We start from the raw sequence: 19,603 nt of genomic DNA, 5'->3' as shown, positions 1-19,603 counted from the left end.
AGGACCTCCTGTCGCTCGGTGGTAGGATCGGCAGCCTACGCTAGCTGCACAGATGGCTCCAGATTAGTCCGCCGGCGGGCCAAGTGTGCAGTTCGGCGAGCGGCCAAACTCGCTGAGAGTGAGGCAACCGCCAGCTGATGGCTGGTTGGCCTAACGAGCGATGCAGGCCTCCACGGCGCGTCACTGAGCCGGCGGAAGTGGCGGCGGGGATAGACGACGAACTACCACGCGATCTCCAAAGCACAGCTTGTATCGCTTGTAGCCCGAGTTTACGCTATATGGCATCAATGTTGCTGCGACGTTCAGGGTGCGAACCTCGCTTTTTAATTGTCTAAGGCCACAACTAATGATACTTCCCATCGCACGGCAGTCGCTTGCACTTTCCTGCTTGACCCTCACCTTAGTTTTCGGTGAGCCACTCGTTGCGACCGCTGGACTGTATTCACAAGCCGTCCTCATTGTGGGAGATCAGTTCACTGGTTCTGGGATCGAATTCGCGGAGTCCGAAACCGCCATCCCCATGCCCCTCGAGGTTTCGGGATCAACTTCGTACGAAGTATCCACGCTCGGTGGGGAGGGCGATCTCACGTTCCAGGGTTCAGCGACTGCGTTGGCGAATTACTCGTTCCTCCGCACCAGCGCAGAAGGTGAGGTTAGCAACACGTACTACGACCCCGACTACCACCACGACAACGGAACCGGCGACGTGCCGACACGGTACACGGTTCAATCGATCGCCCGGTTCGAAGACACCCTGGCGTACGGTGGCACTGCCGTCGGCTACAACTCGAAGTACATATTCCGAGTGACAGGCAATATCTCGGACTCCAACGCCTATGCCTCGATCGAGCTGACACACGGGATGGCGCTACCCCAACGATGGTTTTTCTCCGAACCAGGTCCGATCGATGTGACAATCGTATCGAACTCCTTTGTCGGAGCCCCAAATCAGCTGTTCTCGCTAGAGCTAGTTACATCCTTCGACGCTGAGACTGAATTCATGGGCGACGGCGGTTTCGCAAGCGGTTATGCACAGTTCGGCAATACGGTCGAACTGCTAGGAATCGAAGCCCGTGATGACTCCGGCATGCTGCTTGCAACGAGCGACTTTACGAGCGTTTCGGGTACGACATACGAAATAATCGCGGCGATCCCTGAGCCGACGTCGTTGGCGATTGGGCTGCTTGGGGTGTGCATGTTCTTTGGGAGGCGGTTTCGGTAGCAATTGCTCGCTCGCACTCGCCACCCACCGCCGCCTCGTCGGCACGTATGTCGTCGTCGGTCCCGAGCACGACCCAAACCAATTCAAACGCCCCGGCGTGCGGGTCTATCGGTCCGATACCAACAACCGGTTCTTCGGCTTGCGGCTGATCGATAGCGATTAAGGGTTCATGGAGCGGTTCAGGCAGCAGCTAAAGATCTCCGCCATTCACGCTGAGCCGGTCGCCATCCGGTTCATCGAAGGGCTCGATAAGGAGTGGTCGGGCACGGCGCCTCGCGGCCTCGCTTACTGGCGGACGCTGAAAGCAGTCCTCGACGAAGAACCAGTCCGCGAACAAGACAAGCCGTGGATCGCGATGCTTGAGCCGCTGGGGCTCCGCAAAGGACAGCCATTCGAGCCCGACGCGAGGCAAGCCAAGCTGCTTCGGCAGGGGGCGGCGCTCGGTGAGCTGATGACCCGCAACCTGCAGGTCAACCCACGGTACGCCGAGCCGTACTGGGAGGGAACTCAGTGGTATAAGAGTTTCGACTTCTCGATCCCGCAGGTCACGGACACCAAGGTCGAACTCGACGAGCGGGCTACATGGTTCTACGAAGCGGTGACCAGCACCGAGGAGATGGTGAACCCAAAACACTCCCTCCAAACCGCACGTCTTCCCGCTGAAAGCGGCCTCCGCCGACTCCCCTCGCCACGTTTGGCGGGCTTCTCTTTGACTCGCTTGCACGTCCCAGTGCATAGTGGCGGCGACCGATTCTTAGTGGCCCGAACCTTGCCGATCCGCCCGCTCAGCGACCCAGACGACTGCATAAGCAGGGTTTGCTCGCGTTGGGGGGGCCGCTTCAGCAGCATGCGGGGTGCATGAAAGACCTCCCTAGAGACTCCTGATGGCGCGCATCCAATCCGCGATCACCTTACTGTTGCTGGCAGGCGCTTCCCCCAACCTTTGCTGGGCCATGGAGCCGGTGACGATTCGCACGCTCTCCTACTACAAGTCAGGAAGTGAAGTCGGGGGTGTCTCCGTGCCGGTGGAAATCTGGTTCGATCAAAGCCCCGGTAAGTCCTTTCGGCTTGCGTTTATCGAAGACGAGATCGACGGCTACGGCGAGTTGTGGCGTGCCGCCGCCTGGCAGGCGGCTCTGGTGGCCGCTGACCTCTCTGGACGCGATGTGGCAGGCGTACGGCTCTTCTTCCAACGTAGCGGTCGCGTTGACGGCCCTAGCGCGGGCGCCATGACGACCGTCGGCGTACTCGCTGCACTACGCGGAGACACGGTGCTAACCGACGTTGCGATGACCGGCACCATCAATCCCGATGGCACCATCGGCCCGGTCGGCGGCGTACCCCACAAGATCGACGGCGCCGCCGCAGCGGGAATTCGGTTGGTGCTCATCCCCTTCGGCATGCGGAACGACCGCGACGAGTCCCTCGGCCGTGATGTGGATTTGTTCCAGCGAGCCGCCGACCGCGGCGTCGAGCTCCGCGCCGTAGGTGACATTTACGAAGCGTACCATTTAGCGACCGGCAAGGAGCTGCCGCGTCCCGCCCCGGCGACGGTTCCGACGCTCAGCAACGCCAACTATCAGCAGGCCAAGATCATTATCGCCAAGTGGCGGATTAAGTACCGCGACGAAGCCGCCGAATACGACCGCGTGCCGGAAGAATACCGTAGCGACTATACCGACGAGTGCATCGAGGATGCTCGCGAAATCGAAGCAAGCGTGGACGACCTGCTCAATCAGGGACTCGTCCCCCCGGCACTTGTGGCGGCAACAACGGCCGCCGCGGAGGCTGCGCTCGCCAATGAAGTGGCGCGCACCATCTGGGTAGACGAGCAGCGGGGCCGTGAGGCGGCGACTGAGTACGCCCAGCGGTTCGCTCAGGCGCCAATGAAACGCCGCATGGCGATCGACCGGCTTAAGAATCACACGCCGCGCACTCTGGGCGCGCTCGGCACCACGATCTACGCCTACATGAGTCTCATCGAGGGGATTACCTACGAGAACCTGGCGAATTTGCTGTTGAGTGGAAAGATCGATAAACCGATTCTCACGCGGGTGACGGAGGAAGACGACGTTGAGCTCGAACGGATCCTCGAAGCGGTGTACGACATGCAAGCAGCCAGTGACTCCTACGACTACGTCCAGGACGTGCTTGAACTGGCCGGCAGCGTGGCGGGGCGTCCCACGCCCGAATCAATGCCGCTTGAAGCCACTGCCGACTTCTTCCGTCGCGCTGCGCAGGCCAACCTCAACCAATTCGAAAAGATGGTGATCGATCAGGCGGCCGTTGGGGCGGGGGTCACCTTCACCAAGGCTAAGGACGTCATGCTCGGCAAGGACGAAGACTACCTCTTGGCGTGGGGGGCGGGTCAATTCTCTCAAGCACAGATGTTCAATGAGTTTGAGGGAGACAGCTTATCGCTGGCGCGGCTGGCGCTTTCAATCCGCACCTACTCGCTCTCTTCGGGCCTAATCGCGAAGCACTACTCGCTGGGTGTCGAGATGGATGAGGATGGCGGGGTGACTAACGTCAAGCTTGACGCCCCGTTGAAGTACATGCTCGACTTTGCCGAGGATCAAACCCGGCGGAACATCCAGTTGCTGCGCAGCGCGGATGTCGATCCCTCCGATGTCGTGTTTGACTACATCTCCGCCGGTACGATGCGCAGCGGCGACGAGAGTGAACAGCTCCAGTCGCTGCGTTGGTACTGGGAGGCCAATACCGTGGCGCGGACGCTGGCCTACCTAGGGGGGTTTGCTAGGGAGACGCCTTCAGAATAAGCGATTGCGGCTTTCGACCTGCGCCAGTCCTGCGGAGGCTTCATCGTTCTCAGCGCCGAGAAGTTTCACTTCTCCGCGGATTTGGCCGTGACGGAATCAGCCCTCGAAGCGCCGGTCCTCAGTAGGTTCGGCGCCGAAACGATCCGTTCTTTCCGACGGGTCTCAAGCCGGTCCACGGGCAGATCAGCGCCATCGGATCGACTTCTGTCGGCCTCGACCAAACTGTGGTCGGTGAAGACGACCTCAGCAGATTCGGCCTTGTCCTTCGGCGCCGCGGGTGAGGCACCCGACCGCAGATCGGCATCTCTCCAAGTCCCCTCGGTCGGTCGGACCTGTGACGATCCCAGGTGTAGCCACACGCGGATTGCGTTGAAAGCCGTGGCAGCCATCTTGAGAAGGTCAGTCGAATGGAAATCGACGAGTCTAGCAGGCATCTGAATCGCTACGGCCGTCAGAGTTTAGGGCCGACAAGCGCTTCCAGCCTAGCTGTCCGCGTGGCGTCTCGGTCCTCACTATGTCTGCTGACGATCCAACTCGTCGCCTCAAGTCTCAGCCGCGAACGCCGCCGCGATCCAGCGAAAAAATATACTTGCAGTCGCACATCTACGTCGTTAGATTTACCGCAGTAAACGACAGCAGGAGGTCCCCCGATGCCCCCCAGTCAGCTCGGCCGTGTCCAGCTCCGCATCATGCAGGTCCTATGGGACCGCGGACGCTCGACGGCGCGCGAGATCACCGACGCCCTCAACGAAGAACAGGCGATCGCCCATAGCACGGTTCAGACCCTGCTGCGTGGCTTGGAAGAAAAAGGCGCGGTCTCGCATGAGTCCGAGGGACGGACGTTCTACTTCTTTCCGCTTGTCAAGGAAGACAACTACCAGCGGAAAGCGACCAATGACCTCGTTCAGCGTGTTTTTGGAGGCAAGGTCAGCGACTTGGTGGCTCATCTCTTGAAGCACGAGAAGGTGTCGCCCGACGAATTGGAGCAGATTCGTCAACTCATCCAACAACGCCGCAAGAAGCCGTAAGGGAACCCCACCATGGTCGACCAAGAATTGGCGGCGTCGGCAGTCGAGGTCCTAGGCGCCACTTTCGAGCTGGTTGTCAACTGGCTCCTGCAATCGACGCTCCTCATCACGGCGGGTTTGGCTCTCGGCCACGCGCTGCGGAAGCGAGGATCGGCCGTGCAATCGGCCGTGTACCGTACGACGCTCATAGCGGTGATCGCATGCCCGCTGGCGACTTGGATGCTTTCGCTCGCCGGCGTCCGCGGGTGGTCGGTGGAACTGCCCGCCTTAGTGGCTCAGGCTGAACCACCCACGCCAGAAGCAGAGCTAGTGGCCAAGTCGCCACAGGAGCAGAGGGTCCCAGCTTTAGTCCCCGTTCCGCAGGAAGCGCCGCCAGCTGTCGTCGAGTTCAACGCCGTGCCCGCTCTCGATATGCCACCGGTCGCTCCGCTGACAGCCTTGCAAGATTCTGACCGTTTATTACTTCCTTCCAGCGATGGTCTGGCGTCGTCGGTGATGCAGCCAGCGCCTTCGACGCCGACGCCGGCGCTCACCGTGTTTGGCACCGTCGCAATGTGCGCCATCGTTCTGTGGGTCGTGGTGACTGGGGTGCTGCTCGCTCGCCTCGCGTTGGCATGGCGAGCTTTGCTGCGATTATGGTCCGCTTCGACGGTCGCCGACGAGCCGACGCATCGGCTCTGCGACGAACTCGCCACTCAACTCGGCGTTGCCACGCCGCAGGTGCTGCGGAGCCCCTACCTGCCGAGCCCCTGCCTCGCGGGGATCCGGCGCCCGGCGGTGCTGCTACCGGAGGAGCATGATGGGAGTTCGCTCCAGGATGTCCTTGTCCACGAGCTGGCGCACCTAAAGCGTCACGACACGGTGTGGAACCTCGCTAGGCGCCTATCGACCTCGGCGATGTTCTTCCAACCCTTGCTATGGAGCTTGTCGCGCCGCATCGAGGCGGCGGCCGAGGAGGTGTGCGACGACTACGTCGTGCAACTCGGATCGGACCGCACGGACTATGCCGACCGGTTGGTGAGCATCGCCGAGCTGGGCGCCACGCCGATCGCCGCGGTGGGCGTCGGTATTGTGTCGTTCCGATCGATGCTTGGCCGGCGTGTGGCGCGGATCCTCGATACTTCGCGGCCGCTCTCGACCCGTGTGGGCAATCTACTGCTGGCGCTGGTGATCGGCGGCGGACTCGTCGGCGCGACAATGGCGGGGCTCGTGGGGTTGAACTCGGCGGTCTCCAAAGCCAGCGCCGACTTGGCATTGGAGGAGGAGGCGTCAAACGATGATTTCGCTGTTGATGACGCGTCGAGCGACGTCAGCGTTCGCGGGCGGGTGGTGGCTCCGAGTGGCGAGCCGGTCGGCGGCGCCATCGTCGAAGCTCAGACGTGGATCCACGATCCGGACGCGCCGAAGCTGCCGCTCGCTAAAACCGTATCGAGCGCTGACGGCCGATTCGAATTGACTTATCCGAAGAGCAGTGAAGTGGCGATCGTCGCCAGTCTCAAGGGCTTTGGCCCTGGGTTTGAGGTGATCCCGGATGGCGAACCGGCGGTTGATTCGCTGACGCTCCACATCGTGCGTGACGATGTACCGATCCGCGGCAAGGTGGTTGATCTTGAAGGCAACCCGCTCGCGGGCGTCACCGTTGCGGTTTGTAACGTCGCCGCAACCGACGACGAGAGCCTCGACGCGTGGCTCGCGGCGATCAACCGGGGTGAGTGGTTCTGGCGCGCGATCGACAAGCACTTCAAGCGACGCACCCGGCAACACCCGCCGCACGCGGCCGCCGAGGTCACGACCAACGCCAAAGGCGAGTTCGTAATAACGGGCGTCGGTCGCGAACGGAAGGTCCGTGTCGCCCTGTCGGGGCCAACCATCGCCTACACGCTGGCGACGATCATCACCCGCGACACGGAGCCACTAATCGCTGACGACCCCGAATTCTCACACAAGCAGATCATTTATGGCGCGCGTGCTCAGATCTTCGCCCAACCGACACAACCGATCGAAGGCGTCGTAAGCGACGCCGAGACGGGCGCCCCGTTGGCGGGGGTTTCAATCAGGCAGAAATCGATGATACGCCGCTTCTTGCCTGGGGAGTTGCGCCTGCGTGCGGTTAGCGACAGCGAAGGCCGCTTCCGCTTGGTCGGGATGGCGAAGGGAGATCAGAACCAGATCTTAGCCACGCCGAACGACGATCAGCCCTACCTAATTCGGCGATATGACGTCCCCGAACGTATCGGCATCGAGCCGATTAAGATGGCCATCGAACTCCATCGCGGTGTCTGGATCACCGGCCGGGTGACCGACGAAGCGAGCGGCGAGCCCATCGTTGGATCACGATCCGTGTTCGCCCAGTATTTCCCCCACCGGTCCAACCCCTACGCCAGCGCCCTACCTGAATACAAAGACGGCAGCGCCGACGGCTATCAGGATAGCTACACGGTCGCCCCGGACGGGACCTACCGATTGGTCGGCTTGCCTGGAAAAGCGATTGCTGGGGTCGTTCTCTGGAGTGAGTCCCCTTACCCCCGCGGTCAGGGATTCGACGAAATACTAGAAGCTGACGCGAAGGACTACTTGCCTGGCTACTACAGCCTAGGAGGCACGCCGAGCCGATTGAGCCTCACCAGCATTCGTGGCGTGAATATTCCTGAAGATACGCCGGAGTTCGTGATCGACTTCGCGCTGGAACGCGGTCGCACGGTGCAAGTCTCGGTTGCTGACGATCAGGGTGAACCCATCGATGGCGTTACGGCGGCTGGTCTCTTGCGTCGCTCACGATGGACGCAGCCGGAGGGATCCCTGCTGAAGGTCTCCGCCTTGGCGAAGGCCGAAGAGCGAACGCTGCTGATTCACCATCCAGAGAAGCGGCTTGGAAGAGCGCTGCAGATATCCGCCAGCGAGTCACCAGACGATCTCTCGGTTCAACTCGAGCCTTGCGCGACGGTTTGTGGTCAGATTGCGGAAGGCGACGAAACGCCTCTGCCCGGAGCCCGCATCCGTTTCAGCCCGCGACCCGGCGGCGACTTCAGTCCCGAACTCATAGAGATCACCACCGATGAATTAGGCCGCTTCGAGCAAACGGGCGTCCTGCCCGGAACTTCTTACGACGTGTATTTGGAGTCTACGCGAGTAAAATTCAAGGTGCTCGCGGAAGACCTGGAAGTGAGTCCGGGCGAAACGATCGACCTCGGCGAGATCGACGTCACGGACGACGAGCGCCCCGAGCCGGTGCGTGAAGCGACGGCGGCAACCCGCGTCGCCCCGAAAGCGGACGACGCTGCCGTCGCCTTCGCCGGCACGGTTGTCGATCCTGACGGCAAGCCGGTCGCCGACGCCGAACTGTACCACCTGTTCTATGTCCCGAACGCCACCGGCGTGCTAAATTCAGCGTCGAAGCCCATCGCAACGACCGACGCCAACGGCGCCTTCCGATTCGAGGTGGCGCCCAGCGACTTCGGTCCGCAAGCGATCGACCGAGAGTTCAAGGCCGCATCGATCGTGGCGTCGAAAACGGGTTTCGGTTTTGCGATCTCAACCGCAGCGGCTTTCGAAGTCACCGGCCAGTGGCAAAGCGAAGCCATTGAGAGGGTCAAGGGACTTCCCGAGCCGTTCCGCCAGCAAGCTGAAGCGATGCTCGGTTCGGCGGGCAGGCCGCTGCAACTCACGCGGGACGAAGCCCCGATCCGCGGCCGGGTTCTCGACATCAATGGCGAGCCCGTCGCTGGCGCAAAACTGTCACTCGATCGCCTCTGGTGCAGCGCCGACGATGACCTCACGGCTTGGCGTGAAGCGGCCGCCGAGCCTGATGCAGACTTCTACTCCGCCCGACTGATGACGCCTCGCATGCTGGGCGATTGGCAGCTCCGCTCAGCGGTCGATCCCGCAACGACCGACTCGGAGGGCCGCTTCACCCTACGTGGTATCGGCCAGGGACGCATCGCCCGCTTGCTGTTGGAAGGGCCCGGCGTTGAGACCAACCTGGTGCACGTCCGCACCGAGCCGGGCGAACCGATCGAACTCCCAGAGGAACGGAACGGCGCCAGTTCAAGGCGGCTGACCTACTACCCCGCGGACTTCAGCTATGTTGTCGGCCCCTCGACGCCGATCTCGGGCGTCGTTCGTGACGAAGAGACCAAGCAGCCCCTCGCGGGCGTGACAATCAAGAGTCAAAAGCGACACGGAAACGAACTCAACGGATGGGGCGCCGACTTCGTCCGCACGGTTACCGATCAGCAAGGCCGTTACACGCTCAGCGGCATGCCGATCGGGGCGGAAAATCGCATCGCTGCCATCGCCCCTGACGGGGACGTCGCCTACTTTTCCTCATCGAAGCCCGCAAACACCGAAGGCGTTGAGGGCCCGCTCGAGGTTGACTTCGACCTCCACCGCGGGGTCTGGCTAGAGGGACGCGTCACCGACAAGCGTACCGGTGACGGGATCGCGGGCCGGGTCGCCTATTACGTCCCTCCTGAGAATCCCGACCATCGCTTCGCTCGATCGCTGCAGGTCGATGAACGAGACAGGTTGCTGGCCGACGACAGGGGACGTTACCGGATCGCTGTCTTGCCGGGTCGCGGCTACATAACGTTCCAAGCGCACGAGCACGAGCGCTACCCCCGAGCGGCCGAGATTCTCAAACTAGACGGATCACGGGAAGCGGCCGAGTCGATGATCCGCTGCGAGCCGTCCTATCTCATGCCGTCAAGCTACCACGAGGTTGCCGAGATCGACCCGGCGAGTGAAGCGACCCGCATCGAGTTAAACCTCGAACTGGACTCCGGAACGACCGTCGCTGGCCGCGTCGTGGGTCCGGATGGAGAGCCGATCACCAGTTTTCGTTACACGAACCGTATCGCTGAGTTTGCGAACTCATGGGACCGGTCCAGTGACGGCCGATTCGAGCTAGTGGGCTACGAACCGGACCAGCCGCGGCACGTCTACGCGATGGACCTTGAGCGGAACCTCGGGGGCCGCGTCATCGTTTCCGGCGAAGGGCATGAAGACTTAGTTGTCCGGCTGCAGCCCGCCGGCAAAGCAATTGGTCGTCTCGTCGATGCCGAAGGAGAACCGCTGGCGAACTGCCAAATTTCGGCGTGGCATCTGCGGAACGACGACGACTTCGGGACCTTCGACAAGTCGTACCAAGCGGCGCCGCTCCCCGCCAACCGCGAGAGCACCAGCAACGCGATCTATGAGACCGACGATGAGGGACGATTCGAGATCGCGTGCCTCGTGCCGGGCGTCGATTACCGACTCAATGCGTACGACCAGGCGGCCATGTCGAGCTCGACGGCCCCGTCGATGCGCTTTGCGAGCGGGCCGGTGGACGTGGTGATCCGTGTCGATCCGGGCCACACGCAGGACGTGGGCGACGTACGCCTCGCCGCGGATGAGAAAGAGTTCGCCAAGCGGGTCACGCAGCCCGACCAAGCCGGCCTAAAGCCGGCGGCCGCTGCTCCGCCGGACAAGGCATGGGCGGATCCCTCCGAGGACGACGCCACGGACCGTCAAGACAAGCAAGCGAGTAAGACCAAAGAAGAGTCGGGCATCGTCGTCGGTCCCGACGGCAAGCCGATCGCCGGCGCCGAGTTCTATTACTTCCATACGCGTGTCCACGACATTGAGCCGATGGCGCCGCGGCTCCTTGCGACCACCGACGCCAACGGACGCTTCCGTTTCCCAGCGCCCGCCGTCGAACTCGCCGAAGACGCCCCAGCGAGCTGGAGCTACTCGCAGTGGATCGTCGTCCGGGCGCCGGGCTATGGCTTCGCGGTCGAGCGTCCCGGCTACCTCGGCAAGTCTCGGCCGCGATCGAATCCGGTGACGGTGATCGGGGCCGCTTTGTCGGCTTTGGCGAGCCAGACCGTCATCGAACTCCCCGCCGAGGGCGAACCGCTCCGCGGCCGCGTCATCGATATCGACGGCAATCCGGTTGCCGGCGCGAAGATCACAACACGTTGGTCTCGTAGAGCGAACGATCCCGCCGGCCCCTGGTACGGGACGCCAGACGACACACAGCCGAACTCCGAATGGCGCTCCAAGGTGTTCGACCTGCTGAACATCATCGAGCCGTCGCAGACGACGCTAGCCCTTCCCACGGCGACAACCAACGCCGACGGCCGCTTTGCGTTACGCGGCATCGAAGACAACCTGCTGCTGCAATTGCGGATCGAAGGGGAGGGCATCGAGACCGCCGAGATCGTCGCCCGGAACATGCCGGGTGAGAAGATTGAGTTCACGGTCGACGAGGGACCGACGGAAACGAGCTACACGGTCCATCCGAACGAGCTGCTGCACGTCGCCGCGCCGTCACGCCCGGTCGAGAGCCGCGTCGTTGACTACGATACCGGCGAGCCAATCGTCGGCGTCATTGTGCGCGACGGGATCGTCCACGGCACCAACCGCTGGTCGAATCTCCATGACCGGCAGTTTGTCACCCGCACGGACGCAGACGGCAGGTATCGAATCACCGGCCTGCCGATCGGCGACAAGAACCGCGTCATGGCCTTCACGGATGGCGACGCCGCTTATGTGCCGGCAATCGTCACGGCCGACACGTCCGCCGCAGCGAAGGAAGGGGCGTACGACTTCCGCCTGCGGCAAGGCGTCTGGGCCGAAGGCCGTGTTTACGACGCCGACACCGACGAGGCGATCGTCGGCAGTCTCGAGTACTACTACTTCCCGAACAAGGAGATCGAAGCCGCCTACCCGGGCACGCGCCGAACGTTCGTGCAGGGCCGCTACTGGACCGACGCCGAGGGACGCTTCCGCGTTGCGGTGCTCCCCACCCGCGGCGTGCTCGCCTTCCAGTACGACAACACGGCCACGAACGGGCCGCTCGGTCGCGACATCGACCGCTACCCGCGCGGTGCGGGCGCCGAGTCGATCGAGGGGCGTGACGATCAGGGCATGTTCGCCACCGAGCCTCACTACCTGATGCCGGTCAACTACCGTCGCCTGCTCGAAGTCGATCCCCAGTTGGAAAGCAAGGTCGTCCGGGCCGACATGCCATTGACGGCGAGCTCGTCGGTGACCGTCACCGTGCCGTCGGTCGGCGGCCTCTTCACCACGGGCTATCGATCCTACGGCGCCGCCGAGATGTGGGGTTGGCAGCGACAGGAGACGCCTCAGTTCCAAGTCGAGGGCCTCAAGGCGGGCGAGCGCCGCCAGGTCCTCGTCTACGACGAATCCCGCAACCGTGTCGGCGCGACAACGGTCACCGAGAAGGACCAGGATGTCGTGATCGAATGGGTCCCGGCCGGCAAGTTCACGGGACGCCTCGTCGATCCGGACGGCGAGCCGATCACCGACGCGAGCCTCTCCTTCGACATGGAGGCCTTCAACCGCGGCGAGGTCGCGGTCTGGGCGCCGCAGCCCGGGAAACTCTCCGACCCTGAACGAGTTGTGGTGGATTCCGAGGGCCGCTTTACGCTCCATGGCATCCACCACCAGAAGAAATACTCGGCGTGGGTCTCCGCCCCGCGCTCGTTCAACAGCATGAAGCGGCAGCAGATGGGCATTGGCAAAGCGCTCGTCAACGAATCCATCGAGCCGGGTGAGGTGAAGGACCTCGGCGACATCGTCATCGGCGACGATGACGAGAACCGTGAGGACAAAGCCGCCAAGCCCGCCTCTGAAAAGAAGCCGGCGAAGAAGCCCGAAAAGAAATCCGAGCAGAACCAAGCGGCGGAAGCGGCGAAAAGCGTCTCGGGCAAGGTGACGCTCGCCGACGGTCAGCCCGCCGCCGGCGCGCACGTCGCCCTCGTCGCTATGCGGAAGGTAACGAACAAGGGAGGCGACTACTCGCCGAACGGCGCCGTGCTCGCCGAAGGGACCGCCGACGAAGCCGGCGCGTTCCGCTTGACGCACACGGCCGACCCCGAGTTGTTCCACTACTCAAGACTGCTCGCCCGCCGCGACGGCGCGGGGGTCGCCTCGAAGGACGTCAGCCTAGGGCTCGAGAACGAGGCGCTGTCTCTTGAATTGCCCGCCGAGCAGCCGATCGTCGCCAGGCTCGTCGATATCGAGGGGCAACCAGCGGCCGGCGTGACCGTGCGCGTGCAATTAGTGATGGAGGCCGCCATGCCCGGCCGCGAACCCGCGGGGGCCGGCTACTCGGGCGAAGGTCCGGCGCCCGCCGCTTGGATCCAGCCGGTAATCACCGATCCTAGCGGGCGGTTCGCGCTGCAAGGAGTCCCCGCAGGCTACGGCGCCTACCTCGAAGTCGATGGCGACGACCGTTTCGCCCCACAAGACATCATGCTCAACACGGGCGAGCCCGAGCAACACGGCGATCGGGACGGGACTTACCGTTCATTGGTGCGCAACGGCGAGCCCGGCGAGGAACTGTTGTTGCCACTGGCGCCGGCGCAGGTATTTGAGGGGACCGTCACCTACGAAGACACCGGCGAACCGGCGCCGCTGGCCAGGGTGACCATCTGGGCAAGCCAACAGAAGGAGTTCGGCTCGATGGTCTCCGTCGCCGGTCAGGCCGACGAGAAGGGGCGGTTCCGTATCAGCCCCAAGTCGGGGGTCCGTTTCGGCGTCAATGCCTACGCGCCCGAGGGGACGCCCTACCTCGCGCGCCAGACCCCAACCGAGAAAGGCATTCACTGGAACGACGGCGACCGCGTCAAGCAGGTAGATGTATCGTTGCCGCGCGGCGTGCTCATAACGGGGCAGGTCGTCGAGGCCGGTACGGGACAACCCATCGCCGACGCGTCGGTGCAGTACGTTCCCGAGAGGAATAACAACCCCAACGTCGCCGACGACATCCTCACCGGCTGGCAGGCGATTCAAACGACCGACATTGAGGGCCGATTCAAGACCGCCGTGCTTCCCGGCTCCGGCCGGATCGTGGTCCACGGCCCGACCGACGACTATGTCCTCGCCGAATCGACAAGCCAAGAACTGAGCCGCAACAAGGAAGGAGGCAGACGCCAGTACGCCCACCACTTCGAGCGGATCGACGTCACTGCCGAAGACTCGCCCGTCGAGATGACCGTGCGGCTAACGCGCGGCGGCGCCGCGAGCGGCCGCTTAGTGGACGATTCGGGCGCGCCGGTGAATGGCGCCCTAATGGTCTCGTGGAGAAACATCCGTGCCACCAACCTTGAATGGCGGGGAAACTCTCCCCGAGTGGAGGGCGCGCGGTTCGAGGTTCGCGGGCTGCCGTCCAAAGCAGAGCACACCGTCCACTTCCTTCAGCAGGAGCAGAGAATTGGCGCCACCGTCACGGTCCGGGCCGGCGACGTGGAAGAACGCGTCGCACTTGAGCCTTGCGGCTCGGCAACGGCACGCCTCATTGACGAATCGGGGGATCCCGTTGCCAATTTCTCTGGCGTCAACGTTTACATGGTCGTTCGACCGGGACCGGACCCCCTCAACAACCCCGAGTCCGGGAAAGGGGTCGTCTCAGCCGACTCCGACTTCATCTCGAACGTAGACCGGATCAACTACCCAGATCCCCGAACGACCGACAGCGACATCGACGGCCGCCTCCGCCTGCCCGTGCTGATCCCCGGCGCTCCGTACCGGATCGTCGCGCTCAAGGATGGGGGATTCGTCACTCTGAAAGACTTTAAGGCGGAGGCGAACGAGGAAATCGATCTCGGCGACCTCACGATCGATGTCGGGGTGGACCCGTGAACGACTCGGCGCCTAGCGATTGGCGACTCTACGAGCCGAGCGACTCGGCGCCGTGGGACCTCCAGCGGGTGGTGCACCTGCACCGCCGCGCCGGCTTCGGGGCCGACTGGGAGACGCTCCAGCGCGACCTTGGCGAAGGGCCCGAGGCCGCGATCGATCGGCTGCTTAAGCCGCAGGTGGACGAGGGGTTCGAGCGACTCGCCGCGACGATCGGCGACGCCGCCACCGCCTCGGGCAATCCCAACCGCCTCAAAGCGTGGTGGGTCTTCCGGATGCTCAAGTCGCCCGATCCGCTCGGCGAACGCCTGACGCTGTTGTGGCACAACCATTTCGCCACGAGTAACCGCAAGGTCGATAACCTCGTCTGGATGCGCGAGCAGAACGACCTGCTGCGCAGGTATTCTCGTGCGCCCTTTGGCGACCTCCTGCGAGCGGTCGTCAAGCACCCGGCGATGCTCACTTGGCTCGACGCCGACTCCAACCGCAAGGGGCGACCCAACGAGAATCTCGGCCGCGAGCTGATGGAGCTTTTTACGCTCGGCGCCGGCGCCTACACCGAGGCCGATGTCCGTGCAGCAGCCAGGGCGCTCACCGGGTGGACCATCACGCGGCAGGCGTTCGCTTGCCGTGAGAGTCGCCACGACGACAGCGAGTTAACCATTCTCGGCCAAACGTCGCCGCTCGACGGCGACGGCCTGCTCGACCTCTTGCTCGCCCGACCCGAGACGGCGCGGCGCGTCGCTAGGCGGCTCTGTGGGCTGCTGATGGGGGAAGGCGCTATCGACCAAGAGGCCATCGATTCACTCGCCGCAGGGTTGCAACAGAACGATCTCGATATTGAGTGGGGCGTTGAGACGATCCTCCGCAGTGACGCGTTCTTCCGCAAAGAGAACCTCCGCACGCGTGTCACCAGCCCCGCCCAGCACGCCGTCGAAACGCTGCGATCATTGCGCCTGTGCGACTCGCCACCGAGCACGTTGCTAGTCGCCGAGTGGATCACCCGGATGGGCCAAGATCTCTTCTACCCGCCGAACGTTGGCGGCTGGAACGAAGGCCGATCGTGGCTATCGACCCGAACCCTCGTCGCCCGCGCCAACTACGCCAACGCGCTCGCTGAGGGCGTGCTATGGCGTTCACCCGCGGAGGTCGATCTGTCCGCGGGGCTGCCGCCCGGAGAAGGACCGATCGTGGATCGGCTCGCGCTATTGCTGTGGGGGATCGGTGCGCCCGCTGTCGCAACTGATTCGAAAGAAGCCGGCGAACTGTCTCCCGCCGCAGCGATCGCTCTGGTGTTGTCCCTTTCCGATTCCACCCTTGGCTGAGAAGGAGGCTGTCGGTGTTTACACGGAGAGACTTTCTACGGACGACGTCGCTCGTCACGGCGGCGCCCTTCGTGCCGGCCTTTCTTGCCAAGACGGCCCAGGCGGCGCCTATGCAGGTCGATGACCGCGTGCTGGTCGTCATCCAGCTCGACGGCGGCAACGACGGGCTCAACACGGTCGTCCCCTATGGCGACGACGGCTACGGCCGCGCGCGCAAGGCGCTGCGGCTGAAGGAATCCGACCTGCTCAAGATCGACGACCACGTCGGCCTCCACCCTCGGATGAAGGGCGCCAAGGAGCTGCTCGATGACGGGCGGCTAGCGATCGTTCAGGGGGTCGGCTACCCGAACCCCGACCGCTCGCACTTCAGCAGCATGCGGATCTGGCAGGCCGGGCGCCGTGAGAACGCCGATCGGGAGGCCTACGGTTGGCTCGGCCGCACGCTCGATCAGTCCACAAGAAACAATCCTGCTTCCGTCGAGTCCGACGCGGTCTACGTCGGCGCCGATGAAACGCCGTTCGCCCTCTGGGGACGACGGGCCAGCGCCACCAGTTTGTCCGAGGCCGGCGACTTGACGCTCGATCGACCGACGCCGCCACTAGGCGAAGCCGGCGACCAGGCGACGGGCATCGCTTCCTTCGTCACACAGCAGTCGCAGTCGGCCTACGCCGCCGCCGAGGCGTTCGCCCGCGACCAGCGCGCCGCTTCGGCTTCGCGCTCCGCGTACCCAACGTCAGAACTCGTGTCGCGGCTGGGACTGGTGGCGAAGCTGCTGCGGAGTGGGTCGCGGGCGCGGGTCTACTACGCGTCGCAAGGCGGCTACGACACGCACTCGGCGCAGCTCTTCACCCACGCCAACCTACTGCGCGAGTTTTCGGAAGCTCTCCAAGCCTTCCTCGACGATCTGCGGACGGACCAACTCGATCAGCGTGTCGTTGTGCTCGCCTTCAGCGAGTTCGGCCGGCGCGTGGCCGAGAACGACTCGAAGGGGACCGACCACGGCGCCGCGGGCCCCGTGTTCGTAGCCGGCACGCCGATCAAGGCCGGCCTCTACGGCGACCGTGGCGATCTCTCAAAGCTAGTCGATGGCGATGTCCCCATGCAGGTCGACTTCCGTCGCCTCTACGCCACGCTGCTCGACAGGTGGATTGATGTGCCATCCGAAGTTGTGCTCGGTACGAGGTTCGAACCGTTGCCATTCATCTGACCAGTGTCATTACCTAAGCAGTAGCCAGTGACAAATGCAATAGTCAGGGGCCTGTGTGTGGTTGTAGAGCTGTAGAGTTCAGGCCGACCGCCGCACGACCATGGACGATTCTATCATCACAGGTCGGATCGACCGATGCGGATACCGACCCATTTAGGTCTCCATCGGCTGGACCATCCGCTGAGCTTACGGCGGACGCCGAACTGTGGTCGGTGGCGAAGACCTCTGAGGATGTGAGGTCAATTCGACCGCTAGACGATGGCCGCCGGCGACGCCTGACCGAAGCGTTCGCAGACGGCATGGCATGCTGCCGCCGGTCCAAACCTACGCAGGACGTAAACGCCTCGGGCGTTTTGACGCCGGAGGAATTTGTGTGTTTAGAACCATTACGAGGTTGCCGTTATTTGACGAGGTTCTCCGGCGGCGCCAAACGGTAGCTGGTGCTGCGGCCGCGGCCGGGGTTCGGGACAAGGACCCCCCGCTCCAGCAGCTCGCGGATGTCGCGGAGGGCCGTGTCGCTGGAGCACTTCGCCAGTTTCGCGTACTTCGACGTGCTCAAGAAACCCTCGAAGCCGTCGAGCATCCGGTTGATGACGAGGCGTTGCCGCTCGTTGACCGGTCGGGCTTGCAGACCTCGCCAGAGGCGGGCCTTGTTGAGGACGCCGGCGAGGCGCTCGTCGCTGCTGTCGATCGCGCGGCTGAGGCAGCCGACGAACCAACCTAGCCAGCCGGTCACGTCGAGTTCGCCGCGCTGCGCCAGCTCCAGCTGGCGGTAGTAGTCCTTGCGCTCGGCCTCGATCTGCGACGACATGCTGTAGAAACGGTCCTTCGTCCCGTCCGCCCGGGCGAGCATCATGTCGGCGACCGCCCGGGCGATCCGTCCGTTGCCGTCCTCGAACGGGTGGATCGTCACGAACCAGAAGTGGGCGAGGCCGGCGCGGAGCACCGGGTCGGTCTCGCTCGGCCCGTTCAGCCACGCCAAGAAACGCTTCATTTCTTTGTCGAGGCGATCGGCCTTGGGCGCCTGGAAATGGACCTTTTCTTTTCCTATCGCCCCCGAGACGACCCGCATCGGGCCCGACTGGTCGTCACGCCAGCGGCCGACCGCGATGCGATTGATGCCGCTGTGGCCGGTGGGGAAGAGCGAGGCGTGCCAGCCGAACAGGCGCTCGGCGGTCAGCTCGTGATCGAACCGCTGCGTGGCGTCGAGCATCATCTCGACCACGCCATCGACGCTGCGGCTCGGGGTGGGGAGCCCCCCTACCTCCAGACCCAGCTTGCGGGCGATCGACGAGCGGACCTCTTCCGGGTCGAGCGCTTCGCCTTCGATCGCCGAGGATTGGACGACGTCGGCGGTGAGGACCGTGAGGCTCGCCTCGCTGCGGAGGTCGAAGCCGAGGGCCTCCATCTTCCCCAGCAGCCGGCCCTGCGCGTGGCGCACCTGGGCCAGGGGAGCCGCGAGCGGCTCGCTCTCCCAGGTCAGTTCCGGCCAGCCGGGTTGTTCGTGGATATAGGCCATCTAATCACCGCTCCTCATGCGGTGATTATAGCCCGTATTCGCCGCACGGCGCAAGCTCGGCGTGCGCTTGGGCCGGTTGTGCCGGTTGGGCGGCCGCTCCGCTACTCACCCAGCAACAGCAGCAGCCCGCGGGCGTACTTGCGGATCTGGTTCGGGGTGGGGTGATCGGCCAGATTGCTCAGCATATCGGCGATCTTGACCTCTCTCGCCAGCACGTCCGCCGCGGCCCGCTCGAGATTCTCCTCGTACGAGAGACCCTCTTGTTTGGTGAGGGCTTCGACCGCCGAGACGACACCGTCGGGGATGCCCCGGTCGAGGAGATCTTCGCGCGTCATCTCGGTGTCTTCGAGCACGTCGTGGAGCCAGGCAACGGCTTGAGAGTGCGGCGCCTTCGGCGATCGTGAGGCGACCGCGGCCGGGTGCTCGATGTACAGGGTAACGCCGTCGCGGCGGAACTGGCCCTCGTGGGCTTGGGTGGCGATAGCGCAAGCCAGCTCGACGAGGTCCGTGGCAGACTGCTGCTGCGGGTCGCTTGACGGCATTGTGGAGCCTTTGCTGTTGCGTGGCTGTGAGAGCTTGCTCCCGTCATGCAAGCGGGGCCCAACCCCCAACCGGGGGCAGGCCTCGCGAGGAAGCGTTCACTCATCCCTAAAAGTAGTGATCCCGGTTCGCGCCGTCAAAAACGGCCCCGCTCGAGGCAGCAACGCTTGAAGCGCTTCCTACTGCCGCACGGGCAGAGGTCGTTGCGGCCGAGTTTCTCTTCCAGCAGCTTATCGCCGTGAACGAGCCGGACGCCGACCTTTACTTGCGACTCCGACGGGTAGCCCCGACGACGCTTGCTCATCGGCTCGAAAGGACCGGCTCTTGTCTTGTGAG

General features: G+C 63.8%; 11 protein-coding genes. 8 read left to right on the top strand and 3 right to left on the bottom strand.

Annotated elements, in window-relative coordinates; genetic code table 11:
* Positions 1-346 precede the first annotated feature (346 nt).
* From Pla108_RS18855 to Pla108_RS18820, 8 genes are all read left to right on the top strand, one after another.
* Positions 347-1,222 (top strand): hypothetical protein, encoded by an 876-nt coding sequence (locus Pla108_RS18855; protein WP_146446531.1) that lies wholly within the window; start codon positions 347-349, stop codon positions 1,220-1,222.
* Positions 1,203-1,385 carry a hypothetical protein gene (locus tag Pla108_RS18850; RefSeq protein ID WP_146446530.1) on the top strand — a complete coding sequence of 61 codons (183 nt, stop codon included), beginning with the start codon at positions 1,203-1,205 and terminating at the stop codon, positions 1,383-1,385. Before Pla108_RS18855 ends, Pla108_RS18850 begins: the two co-directional genes overlap by 20 nt.
* A gap of 6 nt (positions 1,386-1,391) precedes the next feature.
* On the top strand, positions 1,392-2,084 hold the full coding sequence (locus Pla108_RS18845; RefSeq protein ID WP_146446529.1) for a hypothetical protein: 693 nt from the start codon (positions 1,392-1,394) through the stop codon (positions 2,082-2,084).
* Positions 2,085-2,106: 22 nt separating this feature from the next.
* Positions 2,107-4,002 carry a S16 family serine protease gene (locus tag Pla108_RS18840; protein WP_146446528.1) on the top strand — a complete coding sequence of 632 codons (1,896 nt, stop codon included), beginning with the start codon at positions 2,107-2,109 and terminating at the stop codon, positions 4,000-4,002.
* Between the two features lie 650 nt (positions 4,003-4,652).
* Positions 4,653-5,030 (top strand): BlaI/MecI/CopY family transcriptional regulator, encoded by a 378-nt coding sequence (locus tag Pla108_RS18835; protein ID WP_146446527.1) that lies wholly within the window; start codon positions 4,653-4,655, stop codon positions 5,028-5,030.
* 12 nt (positions 5,031-5,042) lie between these two features.
* Positions 5,043-14,678, top strand: a complete 9,636-nt coding sequence (locus Pla108_RS18830) for a M56 family metallopeptidase (protein WP_146446526.1) — start codon at positions 5,043-5,045, stop codon at positions 14,676-14,678.
* Positions 14,675-16,000, top strand: coding sequence for a DUF1800 domain-containing protein (locus Pla108_RS18825; RefSeq protein ID WP_146446525.1), 1,326 nt, complete (start codon positions 14,675-14,677; stop codon positions 15,998-16,000). Before Pla108_RS18830 ends, Pla108_RS18825 begins: the two co-directional genes overlap by 4 nt.
* A 14-nt stretch (positions 16,001-16,014) precedes the next feature.
* Positions 16,015-17,208 carry a DUF1501 domain-containing protein gene (locus tag Pla108_RS18820; RefSeq protein ID WP_146446524.1) on the top strand — a complete coding sequence of 398 codons (1,194 nt, stop codon included), beginning with the start codon at positions 16,015-16,017 and terminating at the stop codon, positions 17,206-17,208.
* Between the two features lie 400 nt (positions 17,209-17,608).
* Here the strand turns inward: Pla108_RS18820 and Pla108_RS18815 are convergent, their stop codons facing one another.
* The 3 genes from Pla108_RS18815 to Pla108_RS18805 all read right to left on the bottom strand — a co-directional run bounded on the left by Pla108_RS18815 (position 17,609) and on the right by Pla108_RS18805 (position 19,571).
* Complete coding sequence (locus Pla108_RS18815; protein ID WP_146446523.1) at positions 17,609-18,727, bottom strand: Fic family protein; 1,119 nt, start codon at positions 18,725-18,727, stop codon at positions 17,609-17,611.
* Positions 18,728-18,828: 101 nt separating this feature from the next.
* A complete protein-coding gene (locus Pla108_RS18810; protein WP_146446522.1) occupies positions 18,829-19,269 on the bottom strand; it encodes an HD domain-containing protein in 441 nt (146 codons plus the stop codon).
* Positions 19,270-19,403: 134 nt separating this feature from the next.
* Positions 19,404-19,571 (bottom strand): SEC-C metal-binding domain-containing protein, encoded by a 168-nt coding sequence (locus tag Pla108_RS18805; protein WP_146446521.1) that lies wholly within the window; start codon positions 19,569-19,571, stop codon positions 19,404-19,406.
* Between the last annotated feature and the right edge of the window lie 32 nt (positions 19,572-19,603).

The organism is Botrimarina colliarenosi (assembly GCF_007859955.1).
Classification (GTDB): Bacteria; Planctomycetota; Planctomycetia; order Pirellulales; family Lacipirellulaceae; genus Botrimarina; species Botrimarina colliarenosi.
The sequence above is the reverse complement of the archived record's forward strand: the minus strand, read 5'-3'. Positions and strand labels throughout refer to the sequence as shown.